The sequence below is a fragment of the Vibrio sp. EA2 genome (genome assembly GCF_033042495.1).
GTDB lineage: Bacteria > Pseudomonadota > Gammaproteobacteria > Enterobacterales > Vibrionaceae > Vibrio.
Genome location: NZ_JAWLID010000029.1, coordinates 1 through 19829 on the forward strand (window position 1 = coordinate 1; position 19829 = coordinate 19829).

Consider the following 19829-nt stretch of genomic DNA (forward strand, 5'->3'; position numbering starts at 1 on the left):
ATGCCCCATACAAACTATCGTGAAATCATTTTCGGTCACTATCGTATTATTTACAGTTTAAGCCACGAAATTCGTGTGTTAACAGTTCGTAATTGTCGTCAGATTTTGACGGAAGACGACGTGTAAAACTGAGTTATAACAAACAGTTCAAGAGGGATTCACAACGCTTGGCACTTTTGCTTCTACTTCAGTTTTAGTGTTTATGGCACAATGCTTTAGGGTTGGGTGGAGGCGTTGTTCACCCCTTAATTGGGCGTTATGCAGCAGAGAGAAAATTATGAACTCCTATAATGAATTGACTCAGATTTTAGACCGTTTGAGCTTCTCTGATTTCTATTTTAATAAAATAAGCAATGCACAATGTCAGGTAGATTTTGGTAAGCGAAAGGGAAAAATAGATTTTACATCCATTAAATCAGCAGCTGAACAATACACTTATGAGTCCTCTGGGAAATATTCCGTAAGCATTGACCGTCAGTTAGATACTCTAGAAGAAACTCCAAATGCTGAACTCATTTTGCAATGCGTTGAGGTTTTTGATTGGGGTGGCGTTCAAGCATCAAACATTATTGATGCTATTAATCTTCATCGAAAAAATGAACTGAAACCGTACCTTACGGGGTGTAAAGTTTGGTTTGAAAATGATGATGATTTGATAGTCGATCTCGACAAGCTAAGTTGGTCTAGTGGTTGGACAAAAGTTTTCTCATTCATGTTCGAGCTCACAACTATCTATGATTCAAGAGTTGCTGCATATATTAATTATATATTCGCTAGCTTTTTCGACTCGCTAGAAAGTCTGAAACAGAAATCAGAACTAACAATGATAACAAAGCACCTTGTTTCATTTAAAGGTTCTGGGACACGAGTTCGATGTTTAAATAGTGAACTTCGTGGAATGTTAGGGGTTAAAATGAAGTCATCGGACGATAAGCGTAACTTTACAGCAAATAAAGTGGCATCGTGGTTTCTGAGGTATTTGTGTAAGCTGGAGTATGGCGAGGTTACTCAAGCAAACTTTAGGCAAATGGATAAGGCAATGTTTATATTAGGCTTTGACATTAAACAAATTGATCTCCGTGCCCCCCTTTGAGTAACTGCATAACAAAGCGTTTAAGACGGATTCCCAACGCTTGGCATTTTTGGTTTGCTTCGGGTTAAGTGTTTACGGCACAATATTTTAAATGCAGTGGTCTGCGTTGCTCACTCCTTAATGCGGCGTTAGGCAACTGGGAGCAAGTAAAATGACTCACACCTTAGCAAAGCGTTAGTTGCCGTATACCGCATTAGTCCGTAGGGAATTTTTGTTTCTGGTGTAGAACTCGCATTATGCGAATTATTGAACCTTCGACCCAATATGAAACAATCATCGAAACTTCAGGAATAATTAAGAGTCTTCCTCGAACTCCATCACGCTGTACGCCCATGAGCGGCTGTTCGAGTAAACTTTCAGCTTTAGCTTCAATAATGTTATCGGTTCGCTCAGCTACGTCAGGATTAAAGTCGTACAGAAACTCAAAGATTTTTTCTCGATCATTAAGGGATTCTTCTTCCCATAGAATCATTGTTGGCCTCGGTTACGAATTCTTGCTTTTCGGGCTTCCATACGAGATTTAGCTGATGCATTGTCAACAAACACGGCTTTACTAGAGTCGTACTTCTCAAAAGCAAGATTTACTTGTTCTGTTAGCCAAGCGTCATGGGATAAAGTCTTTCTTTGTTGCTCTGCCATTTGTTCTGTAAGTTCACGGCATGCATCGCTAAGTGTGCGACCTTGGCTTTCAGCCATTTGTTGAGCTAGACGTTTTGTTTCGTCATCAACACGAAATTGAATTCTAGTATCCATGTGTAGTTCCTAAAAAAATTGCGTACACACAAATGTTAGCACCAGTGTGCGAGAGGGGCAACTAACAAAGCATTCAAGAGGGATTCTCAACGCATGGCAATTTTGGTTCTAAGTTTAGCTTTTGTGTTTATGGCACAATAATTTAGGTTTGGTGGCTTGCGTTGTTCACCCCTTAACGCGGCGTTAGGTTTGTCCGCACGAGCTGTTCAATTTGCATGTGAGCTGTGTTTTATATTCCGCCTCGCAAAATATCCTTTGTTTAACTTTAGTAATTGTTAAGTGGTGTACATTTTAGCTTCAACTAACTGATTTAATTCCAAGGAGTGAATGTGTATCCCTATAAATACTCGAATTTTTGGAGGCGCTTGTTCGCCATCATTATCGATGGGTTCGTTTTCTTACCACTACAGTGGATCGATAAATATATCCAATCTGGAGTGTTCAGCTCAGGAGGCATTTTTATTTGGTGTGTAGGTAGCTCGATACTAGGTATTTCATATTACGTCATTATGCATGCGAAATATGGACAAACCATCGGTAAGATGGTTACGAAGGTTAAAGTTGTCGATGTATCTGAAAGCCGAAACTTAACTATAAAACAGTCATGTATGCGCGACATTGTCCCTATTATCATGGTTCCATTTAACATATATGCTTATGCCCAGCTCGCGTTCTACGGGCATACTTGGGACAGCCTGGAGCAAGGGGTATTATTTACCATTATTGGCTTCGCAATGATTGGGTGGGTTGTCTTGGAAAGCGTCTCCATGCTATTCAATGAGAAAAGGCGAGCGGTACATGACTACATAGCTGGCTCTGTTGTTGTAAGACAAACCTAACAAGGCGTTTAAGGCGGATTCCCAACGCCCGGCATTTTCGGTTTGATTTCAACTTTAGTTTTTACGGCACAATGGATTAGGTAAGGTGGTAGCGTTGCTTACCCCTAAACTGTGTTATGTGTCAGGAGTAAATGGAGAGTCAATATGCAGGTAGATCTTAATGACTTGGAAATGGCAATGGAGTTTGTTTCTGGAGATTTGAGTTTTGGTGCTGAGGCGTATTTGAATACGCAGTCAGGGCAAATTCACTACATCGGTGATGGCGTAGATGAGGCTGTACCTGACGATATCGAGGACTCAGAACATTACCTTTGTATTCCGAGTAAGCGTGATTTAGGTTTAGGTCGAAGAACCGTTCTCGAATTTGTTTCCCGAGAGCTGCCAAGTGAATACGATTTGATATCTGATTACTTCAGTCGAAAAGGTGCTTTTACTAAATTTAAGCATCGTTTAGAACAAATTGGCGCAACAGAGCAGTGGTATCAGTTTCAAAGTTTAGCCACAAAACAAGCTCTGAAAGATTGGTGTGAAGCAAATTCAGTTACATATGTGGCTTAACACATAACAAACGGTTCAAGAGGGATTCGCAACGCGTGGCATTTTTACTATGCGTTGCGTTTGGAGTTTTAGGTGGAATGCGGCGGTTTTGGTATTGCGTCGTTCACCCCTAAATAGAACGTTATATTTCACAAGTTACTCTGAAAGCCTCGAATCTGATCAGTCCGTTGCTTTTGTCCATTACTTTTGGGAAGGGGGAGTTTGTGCAAAACGGAGGCAATGCAACTCACGACAGAATAGCTTGGTGATCAGAAATGTATGATGCCCATTTTATCCGTAAATGGCACATTTCAAAAAAGAGGTTGTTACTCAACACGGTACCTTTTGTGATTAAAATCACTACAGACGGCCAGGATGATTTGATCTGCTTCGCGTTATCTTCATCAGAACTAATACAAGTTAATAAAACATTTATTGTTTCACCACAAGAGAAACGTTGTTTCAGGTTTCCTTTGTTCTTTTGTCAGAATAAATGTGGAGTTGAAGTTGAAGAAGTTCAAATTATCGGTAATTACCGCATCGGTGCTAGCCATTACTGGATGTAATGGAATAATCAAAGAAGTCGAAAGTCAACATGCTTCCGAAGTTCAATCTCAGGCAGCCAATGAGTTCGAGCTGGTGCGCCAGAATATGCTGAGTGGTTTTGTTGAGCGCCAAACCGACATAGCCGCTAAACAACAGAAATCAGTGTCGGAGCTAGCGCAAGAGTATGCTGACAGCATGGCCGCGAATGGCAGTTGGGATGATATTGAATATGCCGACGAAGATCCAACTGGTTGGCAAGCCGGAGATCACCTAAGACGCCTGCGGATGCTCGGTGCCGCTTTCGTGCAATCAAATAATGCCGATTTGGCGGATGCGGCTATCCGTGGCTTGACCTATTGGTATCAACAAGATTTCAAAACCGGTTGGTGGTGGGCAGACATTGGTCAGCCTCAATTTCTGGGTGAAGTTGCTCTAATGTTGGGTGACCTGCTGCCGATGGAGCTGCGCTTTCAAACCGCGATGATCATGTCAGATACTCCTGGAGTCCGTAAGAGTGATAATGCTGAGACAACTGGCGGTAACCGCAGTGACATCAACCTGGTCGTAATCTACCGCGGCCTACTGATCCATAGCAAATCTCTGGTTGGCGCCGCAGTAAAAGACATGGAAAATACCGTCAAACTCACCAATGGCGAAGGCATCCAGGCGGATTACTCTTTCCATCAGCACGGCGCTCAATTATACAGTGCAGGCTATGGCGAAGTCTGGTTTGGCGCAACCTTGCGAGTCGCCTATATGGTCCGCAATACCGAATGGCGGTTTAGCCAAGAGAAGGCTGATATTCTCACCAATTTCTTCCTGGATGGCTGGCGCTGGATGAAGCGCGGCAGCCGTCTGGACTACAACACCTGGGGACGCGGTATCAGCCGTAGCAAACCAGAACTAACTCCTCTGGCTGAGTTACCGCCGTTAAAACCAAGCAATAGTATCACCCAGATGGATATGGTGGCGGCATTAACTCCTGAACGCGCAGCTGAAGCTATGGCCTTTAAAGCGCACGTTACAGGTGCCAGATATGGCGAACCTTCGGGTTTAAATGGCTTTAAACACTTCTGGCGCAGTGATTACTCCACCAAAATGGCCGATGGTCACTTCTTCGGCATTCGTATGAACTCCCAGCGAACCTACCCTAATGAAAGTGGTAACGGTGAAAACCTGTTGGGCTATTGGCTGGGCTTCGGCAGCACATTCCTGGAACAGCGCGGCGACGAATACCACAACATTTTCCCGGTATGGAACTGGAAGTTGGTGCCGGGCGTAACCGCGCCTGAATATCAAGGCTTGCCGGATGACTGGGGTAAGGTTGAACAGCCGGAAGTTGCTTTCGTGGGTGGCGTGTCTAACGGCAATTATGGCGTAACAACCATGGATATGAACCTGGATACCAGTCCCGCCAAAGGTGATGCATTCAACACTAAAGCGAAGAAATCATGGTTCAGCTTTAAAAACGAGATAGTTGCGTTAGGCGCTGGCATCTCTTCAACATCCGCTGAAAATGTGAACACTACTCTCAACCAGACCCTGCTCAACGGTAAGGTGACGGTTGATGGTGTGGAAGTTGAAAACGGTGTACGCGAGATCAGCTCTGCCAATTGGGTGCACCATGATGGCGTAGGTTATATATTCCCGAAAAACGGCGAACGCCACCTATCCAACCAGACGCAGAAAGGTGACTGGAAACGGATCCGCAGTGGATCTTCCGCCAATGAAGTCTCTAAGGATGTCTTCACCCTGCATATCAGCCACGGCGTGAAGCCAAGTGACGCCGACTACCAGTACATTATTGTGCCTGAGCTGACCGCAGAGCAGACGGCGTCCTATCAGCAGATGATGCCAGTGACCGTGCTGCAGAATAGCACCAGCGTACAGGCCGTGCGTAATTCCGATCTTATGATCACTGGTGTCGTTTTCCATCAGGCCGGCAGCGTAGTGATCAGCGACGATCTTACGGTTTCTGTAGATAAACCGAGCGTATTGCTGGTAGATGAAAGTGGTGCTGAACCGATTGTAACCTTATCCACTCCAGGTTTGTCTTACGCCGAAGTTAAGCTGACGCTGGACTCTAAAGCCAAGGGCGAAGCGGTAACTCGCATGGTGATGACACACGGCAAAACTGCGGAACAAGGTAACAGCGTAACCTTCCCGTTCTACCAAGGTGCGGAGAAGATAAACCAAGCCTTCAGGGATGAAATCAGGCAAGCAGAAGAAGAAGCAAGAGTCGCAGCTGAAGCCCAAGCCGCAGTTGTTGCCAAAGCGGAAGCTGCAGCCAAACAGGCATCTGAAGCCGAAGCAAAAGCTGATGCAGAAGCCAGAGCTAAGGCCAAGCAAGATTTGGCAGCTGGCGGACTAGAGCTGAAAGTGACTCAAGACGCTTATGTGCGCGGTGGTAATCAGGCTGACAAATTCGACGGTATTGGCTGGGGGTTCATGGGGGTAGAAAATCACTACAATAACCCGGCACTGGATCATATAAGTATTCTTCGCTTTGATACAAACGGCCTGACGGGCTTAAAAGCGACTTCCGCCAAATTAAAGTTGCATATCCGAGGTGTTGACACCCGTCCAGACAAAACTGGCGGTAATAAAGATACCCGCTTGCAGGCCTTTTCTGCAGACGCCGGCGATTGGGTTGAAAAAGAAAGCATCACTTGGAATACTCTACCTTCTACCGATGGCGCCACAGCATCTGGCATTGCCACAGCCAGCCATGGTCAAAGCCAGAAATGGATTGAGCTGGATGTAACTGATATCGTCAACAAATTGGACAGCAAGCGTTCACTGGATCTGCTGCTGGTTAATATCGACGAGAAAGGTCAAGGCGGTTATGTCGGTTTATCTACCAAAGAGCACAGTGGCGGTAATTATACCCCTCAGCTGCTAATTCAAGGTGAGTTGGAAGAGCCGGTGAAATAAGTTCTTAAGGAGGAACTGCCGAGGAGTGGAATGAACAGAGCATCAGTCTGACAATTGATGCTCTGTCTTATGCAGCAGATGCACCAGGGCCTTTGTATGGCGGCCTGCGGTCAAAAACCCTAGCTGATACTACAAGCAGCTAAGTCGTAAAAGAGTTGATGGCAGAGTCTACTGGAATGAACGCGGCTGTGATGTTGATGTTTCAGGGGGACTCATTTTTGGGTTAAGTTTTGATAATGTAGCTATGCGGCGCTTTAACACAGTGGTAGCTTTTAAAGGTCAAATATGGATATTTACCCGGAAATAGAATTATCGCGAGAGCAGCATTCTGAGATTCAGTCTTTGAGAAACCAGTCGTTTCCTGAAGATCAAGTGACACGCTCTTATTACAAGCAACTTCCTCACATGAGAGCCCTGAAATATAAAGGTAATCAACTTGTTGGTTACATGGGCTTAGACTATCGAGTGATAGCCGTGGGAGAAGAAACCTACAAAGTCTTAGGTGTGATCGATTTTTGTATCGACAGTGCTCATCAAGGTAAAGGTATTGGCTCTTCAATGTTATCTCAGCTTGCAGATTATGCTTCTACTAAAGATGTCGATTTCATAATCTTAATATCTGTTCTGTGTCAGCAATACGTTGGTTTAAAGCTTCAAGATGATGGTAAGCGTCAGCAATAACCGTCCTAGCTAAATGAGGTAGTTCGTTTTCGGCGTCTTCGAGCCTGAGGGGAACTTGCTTCATCAGTGATGAGCGTCCAACAGGTATGATTAGTCCGAATTCGGAAAGCAGCGCTCGGATACGATTCATTAAAGCAGTTTGTTCGCGAACCCAATGTTCTCTCATACGGTGCACCGACAAAATGGCTTGTTGCTTAGTGGATTTTACGGGTACGAAGCGGGTAGATGAATGTTGTACAGCTTGGCAAATAGCAACCGCATCATTGAGGTCATTTTTACCTTTTGTACGGTGTAGGACGACATACTTAACCGCCATGATGCGAGCATCATGGCCAAGCCCATGGAGTGTCCTTGCCCAGTAATGCGCTCCACCGCGCGCTTCTAAGCCGATACGCATAGGTGGCATATTTGCTAATGTAGGCAGTAGTTTAGAGCGGGTAACGGATTTATGCAGGATGACTTTACCTTGCGAGTTTACAACATGAATACTGAAGTGATTTTTAGCTAAGTCGATACCGCCAAAATAAGAATAATCAGACATGGTGCCTCCAGTGCAAATAAGTACCACATAAGTGTGGTCGATCCTCGGGAGGGGGAATCCATGTCATTCGTTAGTTGCCCTGAGGAAGTAATCAATCCATAGGGAATTTTTGCTTTTGGTGGGGTACGCGCATAATACGGATGATATCGCCTTCAACCCAGTAAGATACGTTCATCGAAATCTCAGGAACTATAAGTAATCGTCCGCGAATGCCCTTTCGCTGTACCCCCATAAGAGACGGCTCTAGCAAGTTTTCTACTTTTGCTTCAATGAGGATGTCAGCTTTTTCTGCCACATCAGGGTTAAAGTCATAGAGAAACTCAAAGATCTTTTCACGATCATTAAGTGACTCTTCTTCCCATAAAATCATTGCTTAACTCTATTACGAATTCTGGCTTTGCGTTCTTCCATTCGAGATTTAGCAGATTGGTGCTCAACGAAAACGGATTTTCCTGAGTCAAACTTCTCAAATGCTAGGTTTACTTGTTCAGCTAGCCATGCATCGTGAGATAATGTTTTTCTTTGTTGCTCAGTAAGTTCACGGCAAGCATCACTCAGTGTGCGACCTTGGCTTTCAGCCATTTGTTGAGCTAGGCGTTTTGTTTCTTTATCAACACGAAATTGAATTCTAGTGTCCATGATGTATTCCTTTATTGATGTGCGTACAAATGTTAGCACTAGCGTTGGGGATGGGTAACTAACAAACAATTTAAGAGTGATTTGGCAGGCGTGGCATTTTTACTATGCGTTGGTTTCAGTGATTAAGGTGTATCCGGCAGCATCGGTATTGCGTACCTCAACCTTAATTGGGCCACATGGCCTCCCTCTTTTGTCAACCATAGTTCGTTAGCCGTCATGGTACTTGCTATACTCAAAGTGATAGAATAGTATCACTTTAGTATTCCTTTGGAGCAGCTCTCATGAAAGTAGAACTAGTTACATCACTCAAACGTCAAGCAACTAAGATCCTAGCCGATCTACACGATACCAAAGAGCCAGTGTTGATTACCGAACATGGTAAGCCATCGGCATATCTAGTAGATGTTGACGATTATGAGTTTATGCAAAATCGTTTGGCGATTTTGGAGGGCATTGCACGAGGCGAACGCGCATTAGCTGACGGTAAAGTGGTAAGTCACGATGAAGCCAAGGACAAAATGTCAAAATGGCTGAAATAATCTGGACTGAGCCAGCGCTGTCTGACCTCAATGATATCGCTGAATACATTGCACTTGAAAATGTCGTAGCTGCAAAGCAATTGGTTCAAACGATCTTCGCTAAAATTGAACGCCTAGAAGCTTTTCCTGAATCAGGTCGCACTCCGCCAGAACTAGAACATCTAAGTTATCGTGAAGTTGTCGTTAATCCGTGCCGTGTTTTCTATAAACAAGACGGTGACAAAGTATTTGTTTTGTTTGTTATGCGTGCTGAGAGAGACTTACGTAAGTTCCTGTTGAGTAAGCAATAACCCTCGGGGATGAGCGGCTAACAAACTGTTCAAGAGTAATTTCCAACGTATGGCATTTTCCATTCCATCGTTGGGTTTTGTGTTGATAGTGCAATGGTCTAGGTTGGGTGGTAGCGTTGCTCACACTCAATGCGATGTTAGTTTTCATGGAGGAAATATTTTGGAAATCTGGAAGTTACTGTTCTTTATACCTGCGTGTTTTGCGCTCAATATGACGCCAGGACCAAATAACCTGTTAGCAATGAACAATGCTCGTTGTTATGGCTTCAAGTCTGCGTTCATTGCTGGTCTTGGTCGGATTGCAGCGTTTACAGTAATGATCGCGTTAGCCGCTTCAGGTTTAGCGGTGGTGCTTTACGCATCTGAGAGCCTATTTTTCGTGATTAAACTATTAGGTGCTACTTACTTGCTGTGGATTGCATTAAATCTTTGGCGTTCGGAAGCTAGCCCAATCACGAAAATAGAGAACAATCGAAACCATTTAGGCTTAGCGAAGCAAGAGTTTGTACTCGCCGCTGGCAACCCCAAGGCCATTTTAATCTTCACAGCGTTTCTACCGCAGTTTGTTGATATTTCTCACAGTGTAAATGAACAGTTCTTCGTTCTAGGCTTTACGTTCTTAGTATTGGAAATGACGGCAATATCCCTCTATGCCATGTTCGGAATTTATTTAAGGCAATGGTTTACAAAGCCCCAAATGGCGAAGCGTTTTAATAGAGCTTGTGCTGCCTTTTTGGCAGTGTCGGGTGCTAACCTGTTACTCAGTCGTCAGCAATAAAACTAACAAACGGTTCAAGTGGGATTCAACATGTGGCATTTTTATCATGCGTCAGTTTTCGTTATTGGGTGGTATGCGGCGGCTTCGGTATAACAGCGTTAGAAGAGTTTAGCTTATAGTGGTGAGCCATATAGCTAACAAGCGTTTAAGGTGACTCACAAAAAATTTGTCAATTCTCATTGCGGTATTATGAAACTCTTCAGTGTCGTGAAATCTCTCGAAAAAATTAATATTTTATAAGTAGTTAGATTCAATCGGTAATACTCTGTGGGTATTTACAAGAGTGAGGAAAACATGATGTACTTTTGGAATATTGAGGCTTTAAAACGTGACATTGTCGGTGGCAGACTTACAGAGAAAGATAGGTTTATATACGCTCTGATTTATATTGTATTCAGTGTCGCTGCTTTCGAGTATTTTCAAGGCAGCGCCACTGAATATTCAAATATATGGGATCAAATAGAGTCAATTGCCAATGTGGTGGTAGTTCTAGTGGGAACCTATTTTACGTACAGGGTTAATGGTGCTAGCAGCGGAAGCGATTTTTTAGGGCGATATTTCAGTCTTGGCTTTGTCGTAACCATTCGATTTTCGGTTCTGCTATTTCCAATAGTCTTTGCTCTTCAAATGTACGGCACGGCTTTAGGCGTAGAAAATGAGATGCCTGTATCAACTCCTTTCAGTGTTAGTATTATTGTTCTTTGGACTTGCTTTTTGTATGCAAACTTAGTTAAACACATAAAGCTCGTAAAAAGTACACAGCAAAGCGTGCAAGAATGATTCACAATACTTGATGATATTCGTTTGAAGCTTGCCTTGCGTGTTTATTGCATACATGCTCAGTCTGTGATGTTTTAGCGTTTCTGATGCTTTGATACGGTGTTAGGTGTTTTTGTTGATGCTCAACAGTACTGAGCTTCAGTCTTAAAACCTTCGTAGAAATATTTACAGATAGAATGTTTTTTGGGAGTTGATATGAACCGAATTAACCCTGCTAAATTACACAACAGCAAATGGACGGCAGTAAAGTCAATGAATCGAGAAAAACACTTCTTAATATCAGAGGTGGAGTTTGAAGAGGATGGCTCTGTGATTTCGTGTAAATTAGAAGCGGTTTTGTCCAAAAACGAGTATTTAATAGATTGGACTGAATTGAAAAACAGAGACAAATGGATTCAAGGCTGGATATAAGAACAAACTAGGCTTACACCCAACAAAGCGTTTAAAATTGATTCGAAACATACGGTGCTTTAAGTTTTACAGTTTTAATCGCTCAACTTTGTATAGTCCGCCTAAAACCATAAATTCTTGCTCTCCTTGTAGACTTTGGGGGAGTAAGGATTCAAAGCAGGCGATTTTGGCAAGAGGCACTTCAACGGCATAGACTTTAGAGCCAAAACGAAGTGCGCTTTCTTCATCAGCCGTAAATGAACTCAGATTGTTGAACAGCTTGACTGCCTGCCCATCAATAGTGTGTTCAGGCAGTTCAGTACAGCCGCGATATAAAGTTACGTGTTCACGGCCCTTATATCGCAAACGCAACTCATGCTGACAAAAGCAATAAAGCAAATCTAGCTGTGCATAAAGCTCGTTAGTATTGTATGTCGCTCGGGTACAAGCCTGCCTGAACCTCAGATATTCGGGCGTATCAGGCCCATGCAGAGATTCTCTATGGAAACAGGTCAATAAACCAAAGCGTGATTCAACCCAGCTACGCCATGCCGCACCTTGTTCATTATCTGAATCAAACAACCACCCCAACAACAAGCGCCGATAATTGACTTTTGGTCTGGGAGGCGGATCCGAGTTCTCTTGCGTGTTGTAATCATGTTTCGATAAATGAAACAGTTGAGTCATGACGTTCTTAAAATGCTCCGCCCGAGTCCCATAACTATCCATACTTCTAAGGTTGTTAAATAACTTGGAATACCAAAGTTGGATACCGTCTATTTCCAAAGGGATCGGGTTATCCTGATAGGCGATGCTCGCGAGCAGCCAGGAGGGCACATTACAGTGATTAAGAGGCAAGCATATTTGATGAAGTACCTCATTTTCTTCCGGAGAACAAAAATAGTGAGTAGTTTGCAACATAGCCAACTCTGTCATTCACGTTCCTCCGCCGTTTTCCCCTTATTAACTTGTTGGGAAAGTTTGAAAAGTTCATCTGCCAACGCGAGAATATCATCGTGCATACGAAGTACACCCAACCAGTCAGAGCGTATCCCACCGTGTCCGTAGTAAGCACCAGCTAATTGACCCGCTATAGCCGCTGTTGTATCCGCATCATTTCCAAGGTTAGCGGCTGCCAGAACACACGATTCAAACGACTCGGTATTAATAAAACACCATAACGCGGACTCTAAACTTTCTATGACATACCCACTTCCTGTTAGTTTGGTATACGTTTTGTGGACAAAAGCCCCCGATTTCATAAGTCGAACTTCTTCCGTTTTGGGTTGGTACTGAAGTTCAAAGCACCCGTGTTTTTCTCCACCATTAATAAGATGAACTAATATGGAGGACAGTAAACGGCAGGCATCAAGGCACAATTCAGAGCCGTGAGTCGTACGAGAGCTTTCTGCTGCAAACTCCATCGCATCGGAGAGTGATTGCTGATAAAAAATGGGAACAGGTGCAAGGCGCATAATCGAACCATTTCCTGAGCTCCAGCGCGCTTTAGATCCTGCATAGGGATCACCTGTTTTTTGAAAACGGCGTAATGCCGATGACACGCCAACACCAACGTCGAAGCAAACGCCAATACTGCTCATATAACCTTTATTCATCCAATCACAGTATTTGTTCATTTGGTCCCTGGCATCAAAACCTTCGCATTCAACCAAGCTATGGCCCAAACATAACGCCATAGAGGTATCATCCGTCCAGTACCCTTTTTTTAAACAAAAGTGTCCTCCACCAACGATATCAGTCAGTGGTTTAAAGGTTCCGGGTGGTTGAAATTCTAATGTAGTGCCCAATGCGTCACCGACCGCTAATCCTATCAAGCATCCTCTTGATCTGTCCTGATTAGCCTGAATGGGGGGTATTTGCTCTGAAGAAAAAGACATAGCAACTCCATTGTATGTGTTTTGTTCAATCAGATTAGATTGTCATAGATTTTAGCATCAAAAATCCACACATATCTCAAGGTTAATATTTTTGCGTCGTTATTATGTTTGCAAAAATGGTGGTTTAGTTAGAGGCACAAACCAGGAGTTCCTTATTCGAATACGCTTGTTGGAGTCATTCCTTAGTTAGCTTTGGATATGGTCTTAAGATCAAAATATTTAATGCGGATTTGGTGCTGCCTCGCAATTATTTTGCTTCTATTTATGTAGCCTACTGTGTACGTTGACTTTTTTGGGCGGAGTATGAATATTCGGTTTTGTGAAACATGTGGGAATAATACGGAGCATAAAGAGGCGATGAGACAGAAGCCTTCTAAGTACGGTAAATCTAAAAAGGAGCAGTTCAAAGCATTTTTAGATGGTTTCTTTAGTGGTTCTGCCGCTTCTTTGCCTGCTGGTGCTTCATTGGAATTAACTGATAGGTACATCGTTTGTACTCAGTGTGGCAAATCGACCCTAGAGAATCACGGCAAAGAATTTCAATAAGTGTCCTACCGTACAGTAGGAGTCAACATTTTGTTCAGGGCTGGTTTTCACCACGCGGCACTTTTGCTCTGCGTGGTGTTTAGTGATTAAGGGAGTTATGCAGAGCATTCAGTATTACGCGGGTTACCCTCTAACAAGACGGTTATTAGCAGCTGTTAGCTTTCAACACTTTAGGAGATAAATATGGACCAAGAAAGCGCATATCCAATCATTGATGCTTTAGCGAATGGCATTGACCCCAATACAGGAGAGTGTTTTCCAGATGATTCTCCTTATAATAACCCTGATGTTATTCGCGCACTTTTTTACGTGCTACGTAATAAGCCGACTCAGAAAAAACACAAGAAGTCTCTCGAAGAAAAGCAGCAAGAAAATATCTCCAAAGGTTTACCGAAGAACTATGGTTTACCCTGGACAGATGACGCCGTTGAGTACGTCATAAATCAATATCAAGCTAATGTACCTTTAGATGAAATCGCCCAAGGTGTCGCAAGAAAACCTAACTCAATAATAGGGCTGTTAAAGAAGAAAGCAGTCATTACCGAGGAGCAGGCGTTTTCAATGGGGTTACGTTACTAAGACGCTCGTACATAAAATAGCGACAAGCAACGCGTATAAGAAGAGTTCTCGCCAATTGGTGATTTTGGTTTGAATTCGCTTCTTATTTACAAAGTGTTTGGAGGAATATGAAAAAGTTAGCGAATGAAATATGGATATTTGATGGAGAGTCAGTCCAGTTTTTAGGTTTGCCCTTTACTACGCGAATGACGGTTGTCCGATTGTCAAATGGAGACCTTTGGATTCATAGCCCGATCAAACTATCCGAATCAATTGCCGAGCAAATAGAAAGTTTGGGGGATGTAAAATATCTGATTGCGCCAAACCATTTACACCATCTGTTCTTATCGGATTGGATATCGTCATACCCTGGTGCTGAGATATATGGTACTCGCGAGGTAATCAAAAAACGCAATGATCTGTCGTTTAGTGAATCTCTCAATAGCAAGCAAAACTGGGCTTGGAGCAAAGACATTAAACAAGAGCTATTTTCTGGCTCTCCGCCAATGGAAGAATGCGTGTTTTTCTATAAAGGCACTAGTACGTTAATCGTTACCGATTTAGTAGAAAATTTCTCCGGCGACAACTTTAAATATTGGCAAAGAGTTGTTGCACGAGGAGTTGGGGTTCTTGCCCCTAATGGAAAAATGCCTCTGGATTGGCGTTTAAGCTTTATGTTTGGAAAAAACGATGCGCGCAGACACCTGAATCGGATATTTGCTTGGAAGCCTGATATATTAGTTATGTCTCATGGTGAGATTATCAGAGGAAATATAGATAAGTTTTTAGAACATTCATTTAAATGGTTGATATGAAGAATTGTTGAAATTCATGTTGGCTGTGATGATAAATCAAGTGATTTAAGGTATTACATTGTTTTTAAGAACTGATAAGTTTAGGTATCTAATTTAAAAAATAAAACCACTCATGAACGTGATATCGAAAGATGAATAGAGTTCTGAAATCCTATGTGCTTGCCTAAACGGTATACTGAGTTTTATAACGACCTTTGTGTAGGAAAAGACGCACTAACGGGCTATTTAAAAGTATAAATAGAAAACTATAACGAATATCTCAAAACAGCCACCCAGCACTAATGATACATAACTTGATTGATCTGTGTCAGGTTGCGAGCCAATCGAAAAATTATAATTCGTCTTTGCCGTCAGTCACAAGATGTAGAGAATTATGCAGTATACACTTCAAGAGTACCTAGACATCGACCGCATACAAACATTGCAAAACAACTTCAGCCAGTCTATGGAAATCGCACTGGTCGTAGTTGATGCTTATGGAGAACCGGTAACTAAACCTAGTGGCTTCTGTGACTACTGTGCTCGATCTAGAAGCGATCCAAACAAGCAAAAGCGATGTTACGAGAGTGATGATGCTGGTGGTCGTGTTGCGATGCAAACTGGGAAGCCTGTTGTGTATCGATGCTATTGTGGTTTTGTAGAATGTGCCGTCCCAATTATGGTCAACGGTCACTATCTGGGCGCGATGATTTCAGGTCAAGTCAGAGTCGAAGACTGTGACAAAAACAAAATACCGCACATTTTAGAGAATAACAAAGTATGGGAAGACAATGCTGAGTTGACAGCGTTGTACGATAAATCAAAAAAGATGGGTTACGAGAGGTTTGTTTCAACAGCAAATACCTTATTCGATGTGGCATCTTATTTGGTAGAACAAGCACACTCGAGAATTGTTCAAGATGAGTTACACCATAAAGAGTTAGAGCTAAAAAATGAACTGCAGAAAAGTATGGAGATGGAAAGGGCGCTTCGTGAAGCAGAATTTAAAGCCCTTTCTTATCAGGTTAGGCCACACTTTTTGTTTAATGTTCTTAATACTATTGGTCGCTTAGCTTATTTGGAAGAGGCGCAAAGAACAGAAGCAATGCTGCACAACTTTTCGGATATGATGCGATATTTATTAAGGAAAAGCTCTCGTGGAGTAATAACAATAGGCCAGGAAATAAACTACGTTAAAAACTATATGTCTATTCAAAAAGTAAGGATGGGTGATAGGTTTGAATACTCTTGCGATGTTCCTGAAAAATATTCAAATATACCGTGTCCTTTCTTGACGCTACAACCATTAGTGGAGAACTTTTTTAACTATGTGGTTGAACCAAGAGATACGATTAGTCGCCTCTCTATTTCTGCGTTCGATGATGGTGAAGATGTTTTTATCGAATTGCAAGATAATGGCGATGGAATTAGTGATGTTAGAATAGAAGAAATTATCACTGGAGAAAAAAATTCAAACAATGGAAGTATTGGCATTTATAACATAATAAATAGATCTCAAATGTTATATGGCGAAGAATATAGGCTTAAGATATCTAGTCCAAACAGGCCGATGCAAGGAACTAAAATTACTCTAAGATTTCCAATGGTAAGTAAATAAAAGAGAGATTTCATGTATAATATAATAATAGTTGAAGATGAACTAATTGAAATGGAATCCATTGAGAGAATTGTATTACAGTGCGTAAATAATTCCTTTATTCATAAAGCATCGACGGGTAAAAAGGCAATAAAATTAATTGATGAAGTTAAGAATATTGATATGATGCTCGTTGATATCAATATCCCCCTTCCAAATGGAAAGGAAGTTATCGAGTATTTAAGATCTAAACATAAAGAAGCTAAAGTCATTGTTACGACAGCGAATGATGATTTTGATATGTTACATAATATGTTCCACTTACAGATTCAAGATTACTTGTTGAAACCTGTACGGCAAAATATTCTAATTGATACCATTCAAAAGGCATTAGGATTCGATGAAGATATCATAAAAAGGTCTAAAGAATTAAAAATTAATATAGAAAGTATTATCGAACAAAAGAATTACGCCATTTGGAATGACTTTGTATTAAATGTAATAAATAAAAGCTATCTAAATAATAAAGAAGGTAACGATGATAGAGATAATGTTAAACAATTCATCGATACACTATGCATCTACCTTGACTCTTTAAGTGATGATTACTCATCCAGTTGTTCAAAATTATACGCACTATCAGAAGAAGTAAGTCGCTCAGGATTAAGAGAAGATCTATACCCTCAACTTGTTTTTTCTTTGTTTAAAGTTGGTGATGTTATCTTCACTAACTCACTTAAAAAACAGCCATCTAGTATTGATTTCATAAACAGAGCAAAATTCCATATCGAAAAAGATATATTCAAAAATATCACTTTGGATGAAATTGCAGAAAAAACATTCGTCAGCTCTTGCTATCTAAGCCGAGCATTTAAAAAGAACGAGAGTATTGGTTTTTCTAACTATATAACAAAAAGAAAACTAACAATTGCAAGTGCGTTATTAAAATATAGTAACCTGAAAATAAATAAAATATCTTTAGAGCTTGCATGGAAAGACTCAAACTACTTTTGTAGAATCTTTAAAAAAGAGATTGGTATATCTCCTTCTGATTACCGAGAAGCATAGTAGACTCAACAGATGAACATCGAGATAATCGCATTTTCTTGCTCTAGGAGGGAAAGGTTATAACAAAATAGTCCACTACACGGGCAAGAAAGTTTATTTATCTATCTATATTATCAATATAAATGAATGATAGTATGAAAGTATAGATGATGGAAAGCTACCTATTTAGTTCTGAGTCAGTTTCGGAAGGTCACCCTGATAAATTAGCTGATCAGGTCTCTGATGCGATTCTGGATGCTTTTTTACTCCAAGATCCTTTTGCAAAAGTCGCATGTGAATGCTTGATAAAGTCAGGTGTGGTGATTGTTGCCGGCGAGATTAACTCATCGGCTACTCTTGATATAGAATCTATTGTTCGAAGTACCATAATAAGCCGTGGGTACAATAATTCTTTAGCCGGATTCGATGGGAATACCTGTGGCGTTATCAACTTACTTGGCGTCCAATCTAGCAATATAGCAGAAGGCATTCGAAGCTCTAGCTTTTCAGAATTAGGTGCGGGTGACCAAGGCATCACATTTGGCTATGCGTGCAATGAAACGACAGAGCTAATGCCAGCTCCTATTAATTATTCGCATAAGCTAATGAAAAGACAAGCCTTATTGCGAAAAAACCATTCCCTGCCATTTTTACTCCCAGATGCGAAAGCTCAAATTACGCTTGAGTATAATCATAATGGTATTCAGCAAGCCCATACTATTTTAGTTTCCACTCAACACTCACCAGATATTTCTTTGAAAGCGTTACGGGAAGCTGTAATTGAAGAAATTATCAAACCAGTTATTCCGACTGCTTGGATAACACCTAAGACTCAATTTTTAGTTAACCCGGCAGGAGAGTTTCTTATTGGAGGGCCAACTGCAGATTGCGGCCTAACGGGTAGAAAAATCATTGTTGATACTTATGGTGGTGCGGCTTGTCATGGCGGCGGAGCCTTCTCAGGTAAAGATCCGTCAAAAGTTGATCGTTCTGCTGCGTATATGGCGAGGTACATTGCCAAAAATCTGGTTGCGGCTGAGTTGGTTAAAAAATGTGAAATCCAGCTTGCCTGGGCGATTGGTATTTCTGAGCCTATTTCAATGAAAATAAATACATTTGGTACAGAAACAGTACCAATTTCTCGCTTATATCAGCTCGTTAACGAACATTTTAATCTTCGTGTGTACGAAATGATTCAGCACTTAAATTTACTGGTTCCTCGATATCGTAAAACGGCATGCTATGGCCACTTTGGACGAGATGGTTTCCCCTGGGAAGATACGACGATATCAGAACGATTGCGAAGTAGAACATAAATAACTTCAGCCAATTTAATCTAATTCAATTTTAAGGAGAAAGGTATGTCTATATCTGGTCAAAGTTTGGGCTTAATAGAAACAATAGGCTTAGCGACGGCAATCGAAGCTGCAGATGCTGCGATTAAGTCAGCAAACGTAGAGTTACTAGGTTATGAAGCCGCCAAAGGTAACGGCATGCACACGGTAAAACTTGTCGGTGATGTTGGCGCAGTGAAAGCCGCAGTTGATGCCGGTGTTACGGCAGCGTCCCGTATAGGAGAGGTGTATGCGTATAAGGTATTGGCCCGAACGGCAGAAGGGTTAGAATCTGTTATTACTGCTAGTGAAAATGTTGGTACGCAAGTCCAAGAAGTTGAACCAGTACAAACAGAACAAGACGTCGCCGTGAAAGACAAACCAGCAGCAGAACCTAAGGAGGTTAAGCCTTCATCGCCACAAAACGCCTCTAAAGCTGCAGGGGGAGATAAAAGTGTTCCTGAAACAACGGCTCCGAAAGCGGAACCGTCAACAACAAAAAAAGTAACAAAGAGTACAACACCGTCGACAAACAAATCTGCGACTACGAGTAGCAGAACTAAGTCTGGAACGAGCCGTCGTACTGCATCCAATTAATTACCTATACTTCTTTAGCCCGTGAATCCACCCCAGGAACACTTAGTATCAAGTTTGAAGTGCGACACTTTCTATAGATGCGCATGAATATACTCCGTTGGTGTCCTATACCCAAGTC

Annotated in this window: 21 protein-coding genes and 4 pseudogenes; 18 read left to right on the forward strand and 7 right to left on the reverse strand. The window is 41.9% G+C overall.

Going from position 1 to position 19829, the window contains the following annotated elements; translation table 11 throughout:
• Positions 1-126, forward strand: a pseudogene (locus RXX31_RS24015) (type II toxin-antitoxin system RelE/ParE family toxin); the annotation flags it as partial.
• Positions 127-277: 151 nt separating this feature from the next.
• Positions 278-1093, forward strand: a complete 816-nt coding sequence (locus RXX31_RS24020) for a hypothetical protein (protein WP_317592125.1) — start codon at positions 278-280, stop codon at positions 1091-1093.
• 193 nt (positions 1094-1286) lie between these two features.
• Here the strand turns inward: RXX31_RS24020 and RXX31_RS24025 are convergent, their stop codons facing one another.
• Both RXX31_RS24025 and RXX31_RS24030 read right to left on the reverse strand, forming a co-directional pair.
• On the reverse strand, positions 1287-1565 hold the full coding sequence (locus tag RXX31_RS24025) for a type II toxin-antitoxin system RelE/ParE family toxin (protein ID WP_317592126.1): 279 nt from the start codon (positions 1563-1565) through the stop codon (positions 1287-1289).
• On the reverse strand, positions 1562-1846 hold the full coding sequence (locus RXX31_RS24030) for a type II toxin-antitoxin system RelB/DinJ family antitoxin (RefSeq protein ID WP_317592127.1): 285 nt from the start codon (positions 1844-1846) through the stop codon (positions 1562-1564). The genes RXX31_RS24025 and RXX31_RS24030 overlap by 4 nt, the downstream gene beginning before the upstream one ends.
• A gap of 329 nt (positions 1847-2175) precedes the next feature.
• Between RXX31_RS24030 and RXX31_RS24035 the strand changes: the two genes are divergently transcribed.
• The 4 genes and pseudogenes from RXX31_RS24035 to RXX31_RS24050 all read left to right on the forward strand — a co-directional run.
• Positions 2176-2685, forward strand: a complete 510-nt coding sequence (locus RXX31_RS24035; RefSeq protein ID WP_317592128.1) for an RDD family protein — start codon at positions 2176-2178, stop codon at positions 2683-2685.
• Between the two features lie 144 nt (positions 2686-2829).
• A complete protein-coding gene (locus RXX31_RS24040) occupies positions 2830-3243 on the forward strand; it encodes a UPF0158 family protein (protein WP_317592129.1) in 414 nt (137 codons plus the stop codon).
• A 486-nt stretch (positions 3244-3729) separates the two neighbouring features.
• Positions 3730-6702, forward strand: a complete 2973-nt coding sequence (locus tag RXX31_RS24045) for a polysaccharide lyase family 8 super-sandwich domain-containing protein (protein WP_317592130.1) — start codon at positions 3730-3732, stop codon at positions 6700-6702.
• A 285-nt stretch (positions 6703-6987) separates the two neighbouring features.
• Positions 6988-7341 (forward strand): annotated as a pseudogene (locus RXX31_RS24050) (GNAT family N-acetyltransferase); the annotation flags it as partial.
• Here RXX31_RS24050 and RXX31_RS24055 read toward each other — a convergent pair.
• The 3 genes and pseudogenes from RXX31_RS24055 to RXX31_RS24065 all read right to left on the reverse strand — a co-directional run.
• Positions 7319-7924: pseudogene (locus RXX31_RS24055) on the reverse strand (IS110 family transposase); the annotation flags it as partial. The pseudogenes RXX31_RS24050 and RXX31_RS24055 sit on opposite strands and share 23 nt — an antisense overlap.
• A 91-nt stretch (positions 7925-8015) precedes the next feature.
• The gene (locus RXX31_RS24060) at positions 8016-8294 is read right to left on the reverse strand and encodes a type II toxin-antitoxin system RelE/ParE family toxin (RefSeq protein WP_317592131.1); all 279 of its coding nucleotides are present in this window, start codon (positions 8292-8294) and stop codon (positions 8016-8018) included.
• Entirely contained in the window at positions 8291-8563 is a 273-nt protein-coding gene (locus RXX31_RS24065) for a damage-inducible protein J (RefSeq protein ID WP_317592132.1), read from the reverse strand. The genes RXX31_RS24060 and RXX31_RS24065 overlap by 4 nt, the downstream gene beginning before the upstream one ends.
• A 281-nt stretch (positions 8564-8844) precedes the next feature.
• Here RXX31_RS24065 and RXX31_RS24070 point away from each other — a divergent pair, with 281 nt between their 5' ends.
• From RXX31_RS24070 to RXX31_RS24090, 5 genes are all read left to right on the forward strand, one after another.
• Positions 8845-9102, forward strand: coding sequence for a type II toxin-antitoxin system Phd/YefM family antitoxin (locus RXX31_RS24070; protein ID WP_005448240.1), 258 nt, complete (start codon positions 8845-8847; stop codon positions 9100-9102).
• Positions 9090-9392, forward strand: coding sequence for a type II toxin-antitoxin system RelE/ParE family toxin (locus RXX31_RS24075; RefSeq protein ID WP_317592133.1), 303 nt, complete (start codon positions 9090-9092; stop codon positions 9390-9392). Before RXX31_RS24070 ends, RXX31_RS24075 begins: the two co-directional genes overlap by 13 nt.
• A 160-nt stretch (positions 9393-9552) precedes the next feature.
• On the forward strand, positions 9553-10170 hold the full coding sequence (locus RXX31_RS24080; protein ID WP_317592134.1) for a LysE family translocator: 618 nt from the start codon (positions 9553-9555) through the stop codon (positions 10168-10170).
• Between the two features lie 297 nt (positions 10171-10467).
• Positions 10468-10950 carry a hypothetical protein gene (locus RXX31_RS24085; protein WP_317592135.1) on the forward strand — a complete coding sequence of 161 codons (483 nt, stop codon included), beginning with the start codon at positions 10468-10470 and terminating at the stop codon, positions 10948-10950.
• 195 nt (positions 10951-11145) lie between these two features.
• The gene (locus RXX31_RS24090) at positions 11146-11361 is read left to right on the forward strand and encodes a TIGR02450 family Trp-rich protein (protein ID WP_317592136.1); all 216 of its coding nucleotides are present in this window, start codon (positions 11146-11148) and stop codon (positions 11359-11361) included.
• A 66-nt stretch (positions 11362-11427) separates the two neighbouring features.
• Here RXX31_RS24090 and RXX31_RS24095 read toward each other — a convergent pair whose 3' ends face one another.
• The gene (locus RXX31_RS24095) at positions 11428-12276 is read right to left on the reverse strand and encodes an NAD(+)--dinitrogen-reductase ADP-D-ribosyltransferase (protein WP_317592137.1); all 849 of its coding nucleotides are present in this window, start codon (positions 12274-12276) and stop codon (positions 11428-11430) included.
• Complete coding sequence (locus RXX31_RS24100) at positions 12273-13238, reverse strand: ADP-ribosylglycohydrolase family protein (protein WP_317592138.1); 966 nt, start codon at positions 13236-13238, stop codon at positions 12273-12275. Before RXX31_RS24100 ends, RXX31_RS24095 begins: the two co-directional genes overlap by 4 nt.
• A 303-nt stretch (positions 13239-13541) precedes the next feature.
• On the opposite strand from RXX31_RS24100, the gene RXX31_RS24105 reads away from it, so the two are divergent.
• The 7 genes and pseudogenes from RXX31_RS24105 to RXX31_RS24135 all read left to right on the forward strand — a co-directional run.
• Positions 13542-13784, forward strand: a complete 243-nt coding sequence (locus RXX31_RS24105; protein WP_317592139.1) for a hypothetical protein — start codon at positions 13542-13544, stop codon at positions 13782-13784.
• Between the two features lie 183 nt (positions 13785-13967).
• Positions 13968-14363, forward strand: coding sequence for a hypothetical protein (locus RXX31_RS24110; RefSeq protein ID WP_317592140.1), 396 nt, complete (start codon positions 13968-13970; stop codon positions 14361-14363).
• A 107-nt stretch (positions 14364-14470) separates the two neighbouring features.
• Positions 14471-15157 (forward strand): DUF4336 domain-containing protein, encoded by a 687-nt coding sequence (locus tag RXX31_RS24115; protein WP_317592141.1) that lies wholly within the window; start codon positions 14471-14473, stop codon positions 15155-15157.
• Between the two features lie 373 nt (positions 15158-15530).
• Positions 15531-16754, forward strand: coding sequence for a PocR ligand-binding domain-containing protein (locus tag RXX31_RS24120; RefSeq protein ID WP_317592142.1), 1224 nt, complete (start codon positions 15531-15533; stop codon positions 16752-16754).
• 12 nt (positions 16755-16766) lie between these two features.
• Positions 16767-17801, forward strand: a complete 1035-nt coding sequence (locus RXX31_RS24125; RefSeq protein WP_317592143.1) for a response regulator — start codon at positions 16767-16769, stop codon at positions 17799-17801.
• 146 nt (positions 17802-17947) lie between these two features.
• Positions 17948-19096, forward strand: coding sequence for a methionine adenosyltransferase (metK, locus tag RXX31_RS24130; protein WP_317592144.1), 1149 nt, complete (start codon positions 17948-17950; stop codon positions 19094-19096).
• Between the two features lie 45 nt (positions 19097-19141).
• Positions 19142-19414, forward strand: a pseudogene (locus tag RXX31_RS24135) (BMC domain-containing protein); the annotation flags it as partial.
• Between the last annotated feature and the right edge of the window lie 415 nt (positions 19415-19829).

What these genes read in the sequence shown, in the direction of transcription:
- RXX31_RS24020 (WP_317592125.1), top strand. Translation starts at nt 278, where the DNA reads ATGAACTCCTATAATGAATTGACTCAGATTTTAGACCGTTTGAGCTTC.
- RXX31_RS24025 (WP_317592126.1), bottom strand. Translation starts at nt 1,565, where the DNA reads ATGATTCTATGGGAAGAAGAATCCCTTAATGATCGAGAAAAAATCTTT.
- RXX31_RS24030 (WP_317592127.1), bottom strand. Translation starts at nt 1,846, where the DNA reads ATGGATACTAGAATTCAATTTCGTGTTGATGACGAAACAAAACGTCTA.
- RXX31_RS24040 (WP_317592129.1), top strand. Translation starts at nt 2,830, where the DNA reads ATGCAGGTAGATCTTAATGACTTGGAAATGGCAATGGAGTTTGTTTCT.
- RXX31_RS24060 (WP_317592131.1), bottom strand. Translation starts at nt 8,294, where the DNA reads ATGATTTTATGGGAAGAAGAGTCACTTAATGATCGTGAAAAGATCTTT.
- RXX31_RS24065 (WP_317592132.1), bottom strand. Translation starts at nt 8,563, where the DNA reads ATGGACACTAGAATTCAATTTCGTGTTGATAAAGAAACAAAACGCCTA.
- RXX31_RS24070 (WP_005448240.1), top strand. Translation starts at nt 8,845, where the DNA reads ATGAAAGTAGAACTAGTTACATCACTCAAACGTCAAGCAACTAAGATC.
- RXX31_RS24075 (WP_317592133.1), top strand. Translation starts at nt 9,090, where the DNA reads ATGGCTGAAATAATCTGGACTGAGCCAGCGCTGTCTGACCTCAATGAT.
- RXX31_RS24085 (WP_317592135.1), top strand. Translation starts at nt 10,468, where the DNA reads ATGTACTTTTGGAATATTGAGGCTTTAAAACGTGACATTGTCGGTGGC.
- RXX31_RS24090 (WP_317592136.1), top strand. Translation starts at nt 11,146, where the DNA reads ATGAACCGAATTAACCCTGCTAAATTACACAACAGCAAATGGACGGCA.
- RXX31_RS24095 (WP_317592137.1), bottom strand. Translation starts at nt 12,276, where the DNA reads ATGACAGAGTTGGCTATGTTGCAAACTACTCACTATTTTTGTTCTCCG.
- RXX31_RS24100 (WP_317592138.1), bottom strand. Translation starts at nt 13,238, where the DNA reads ATGTCTTTTTCTTCAGAGCAAATACCCCCCATTCAGGCTAATCAGGAC.
- RXX31_RS24105 (WP_317592139.1), top strand. Translation starts at nt 13,542, where the DNA reads ATGAATATTCGGTTTTGTGAAACATGTGGGAATAATACGGAGCATAAA.
- RXX31_RS24110 (WP_317592140.1), top strand. Translation starts at nt 13,968, where the DNA reads ATGGACCAAGAAAGCGCATATCCAATCATTGATGCTTTAGCGAATGGC.
- RXX31_RS24115 (WP_317592141.1), top strand. Translation starts at nt 14,471, where the DNA reads ATGAAAAAGTTAGCGAATGAAATATGGATATTTGATGGAGAGTCAGTC.
- RXX31_RS24120 (WP_317592142.1), top strand. Translation starts at nt 15,531, where the DNA reads ATGCAGTATACACTTCAAGAGTACCTAGACATCGACCGCATACAAACA.
- RXX31_RS24125 (WP_317592143.1), top strand. Translation starts at nt 16,767, where the DNA reads ATGTATAATATAATAATAGTTGAAGATGAACTAATTGAAATGGAATCC.
- metK (WP_317592144.1), top strand. Translation starts at nt 17,948, where the DNA reads ATGATGGAAAGCTACCTATTTAGTTCTGAGTCAGTTTCGGAAGGTCAC.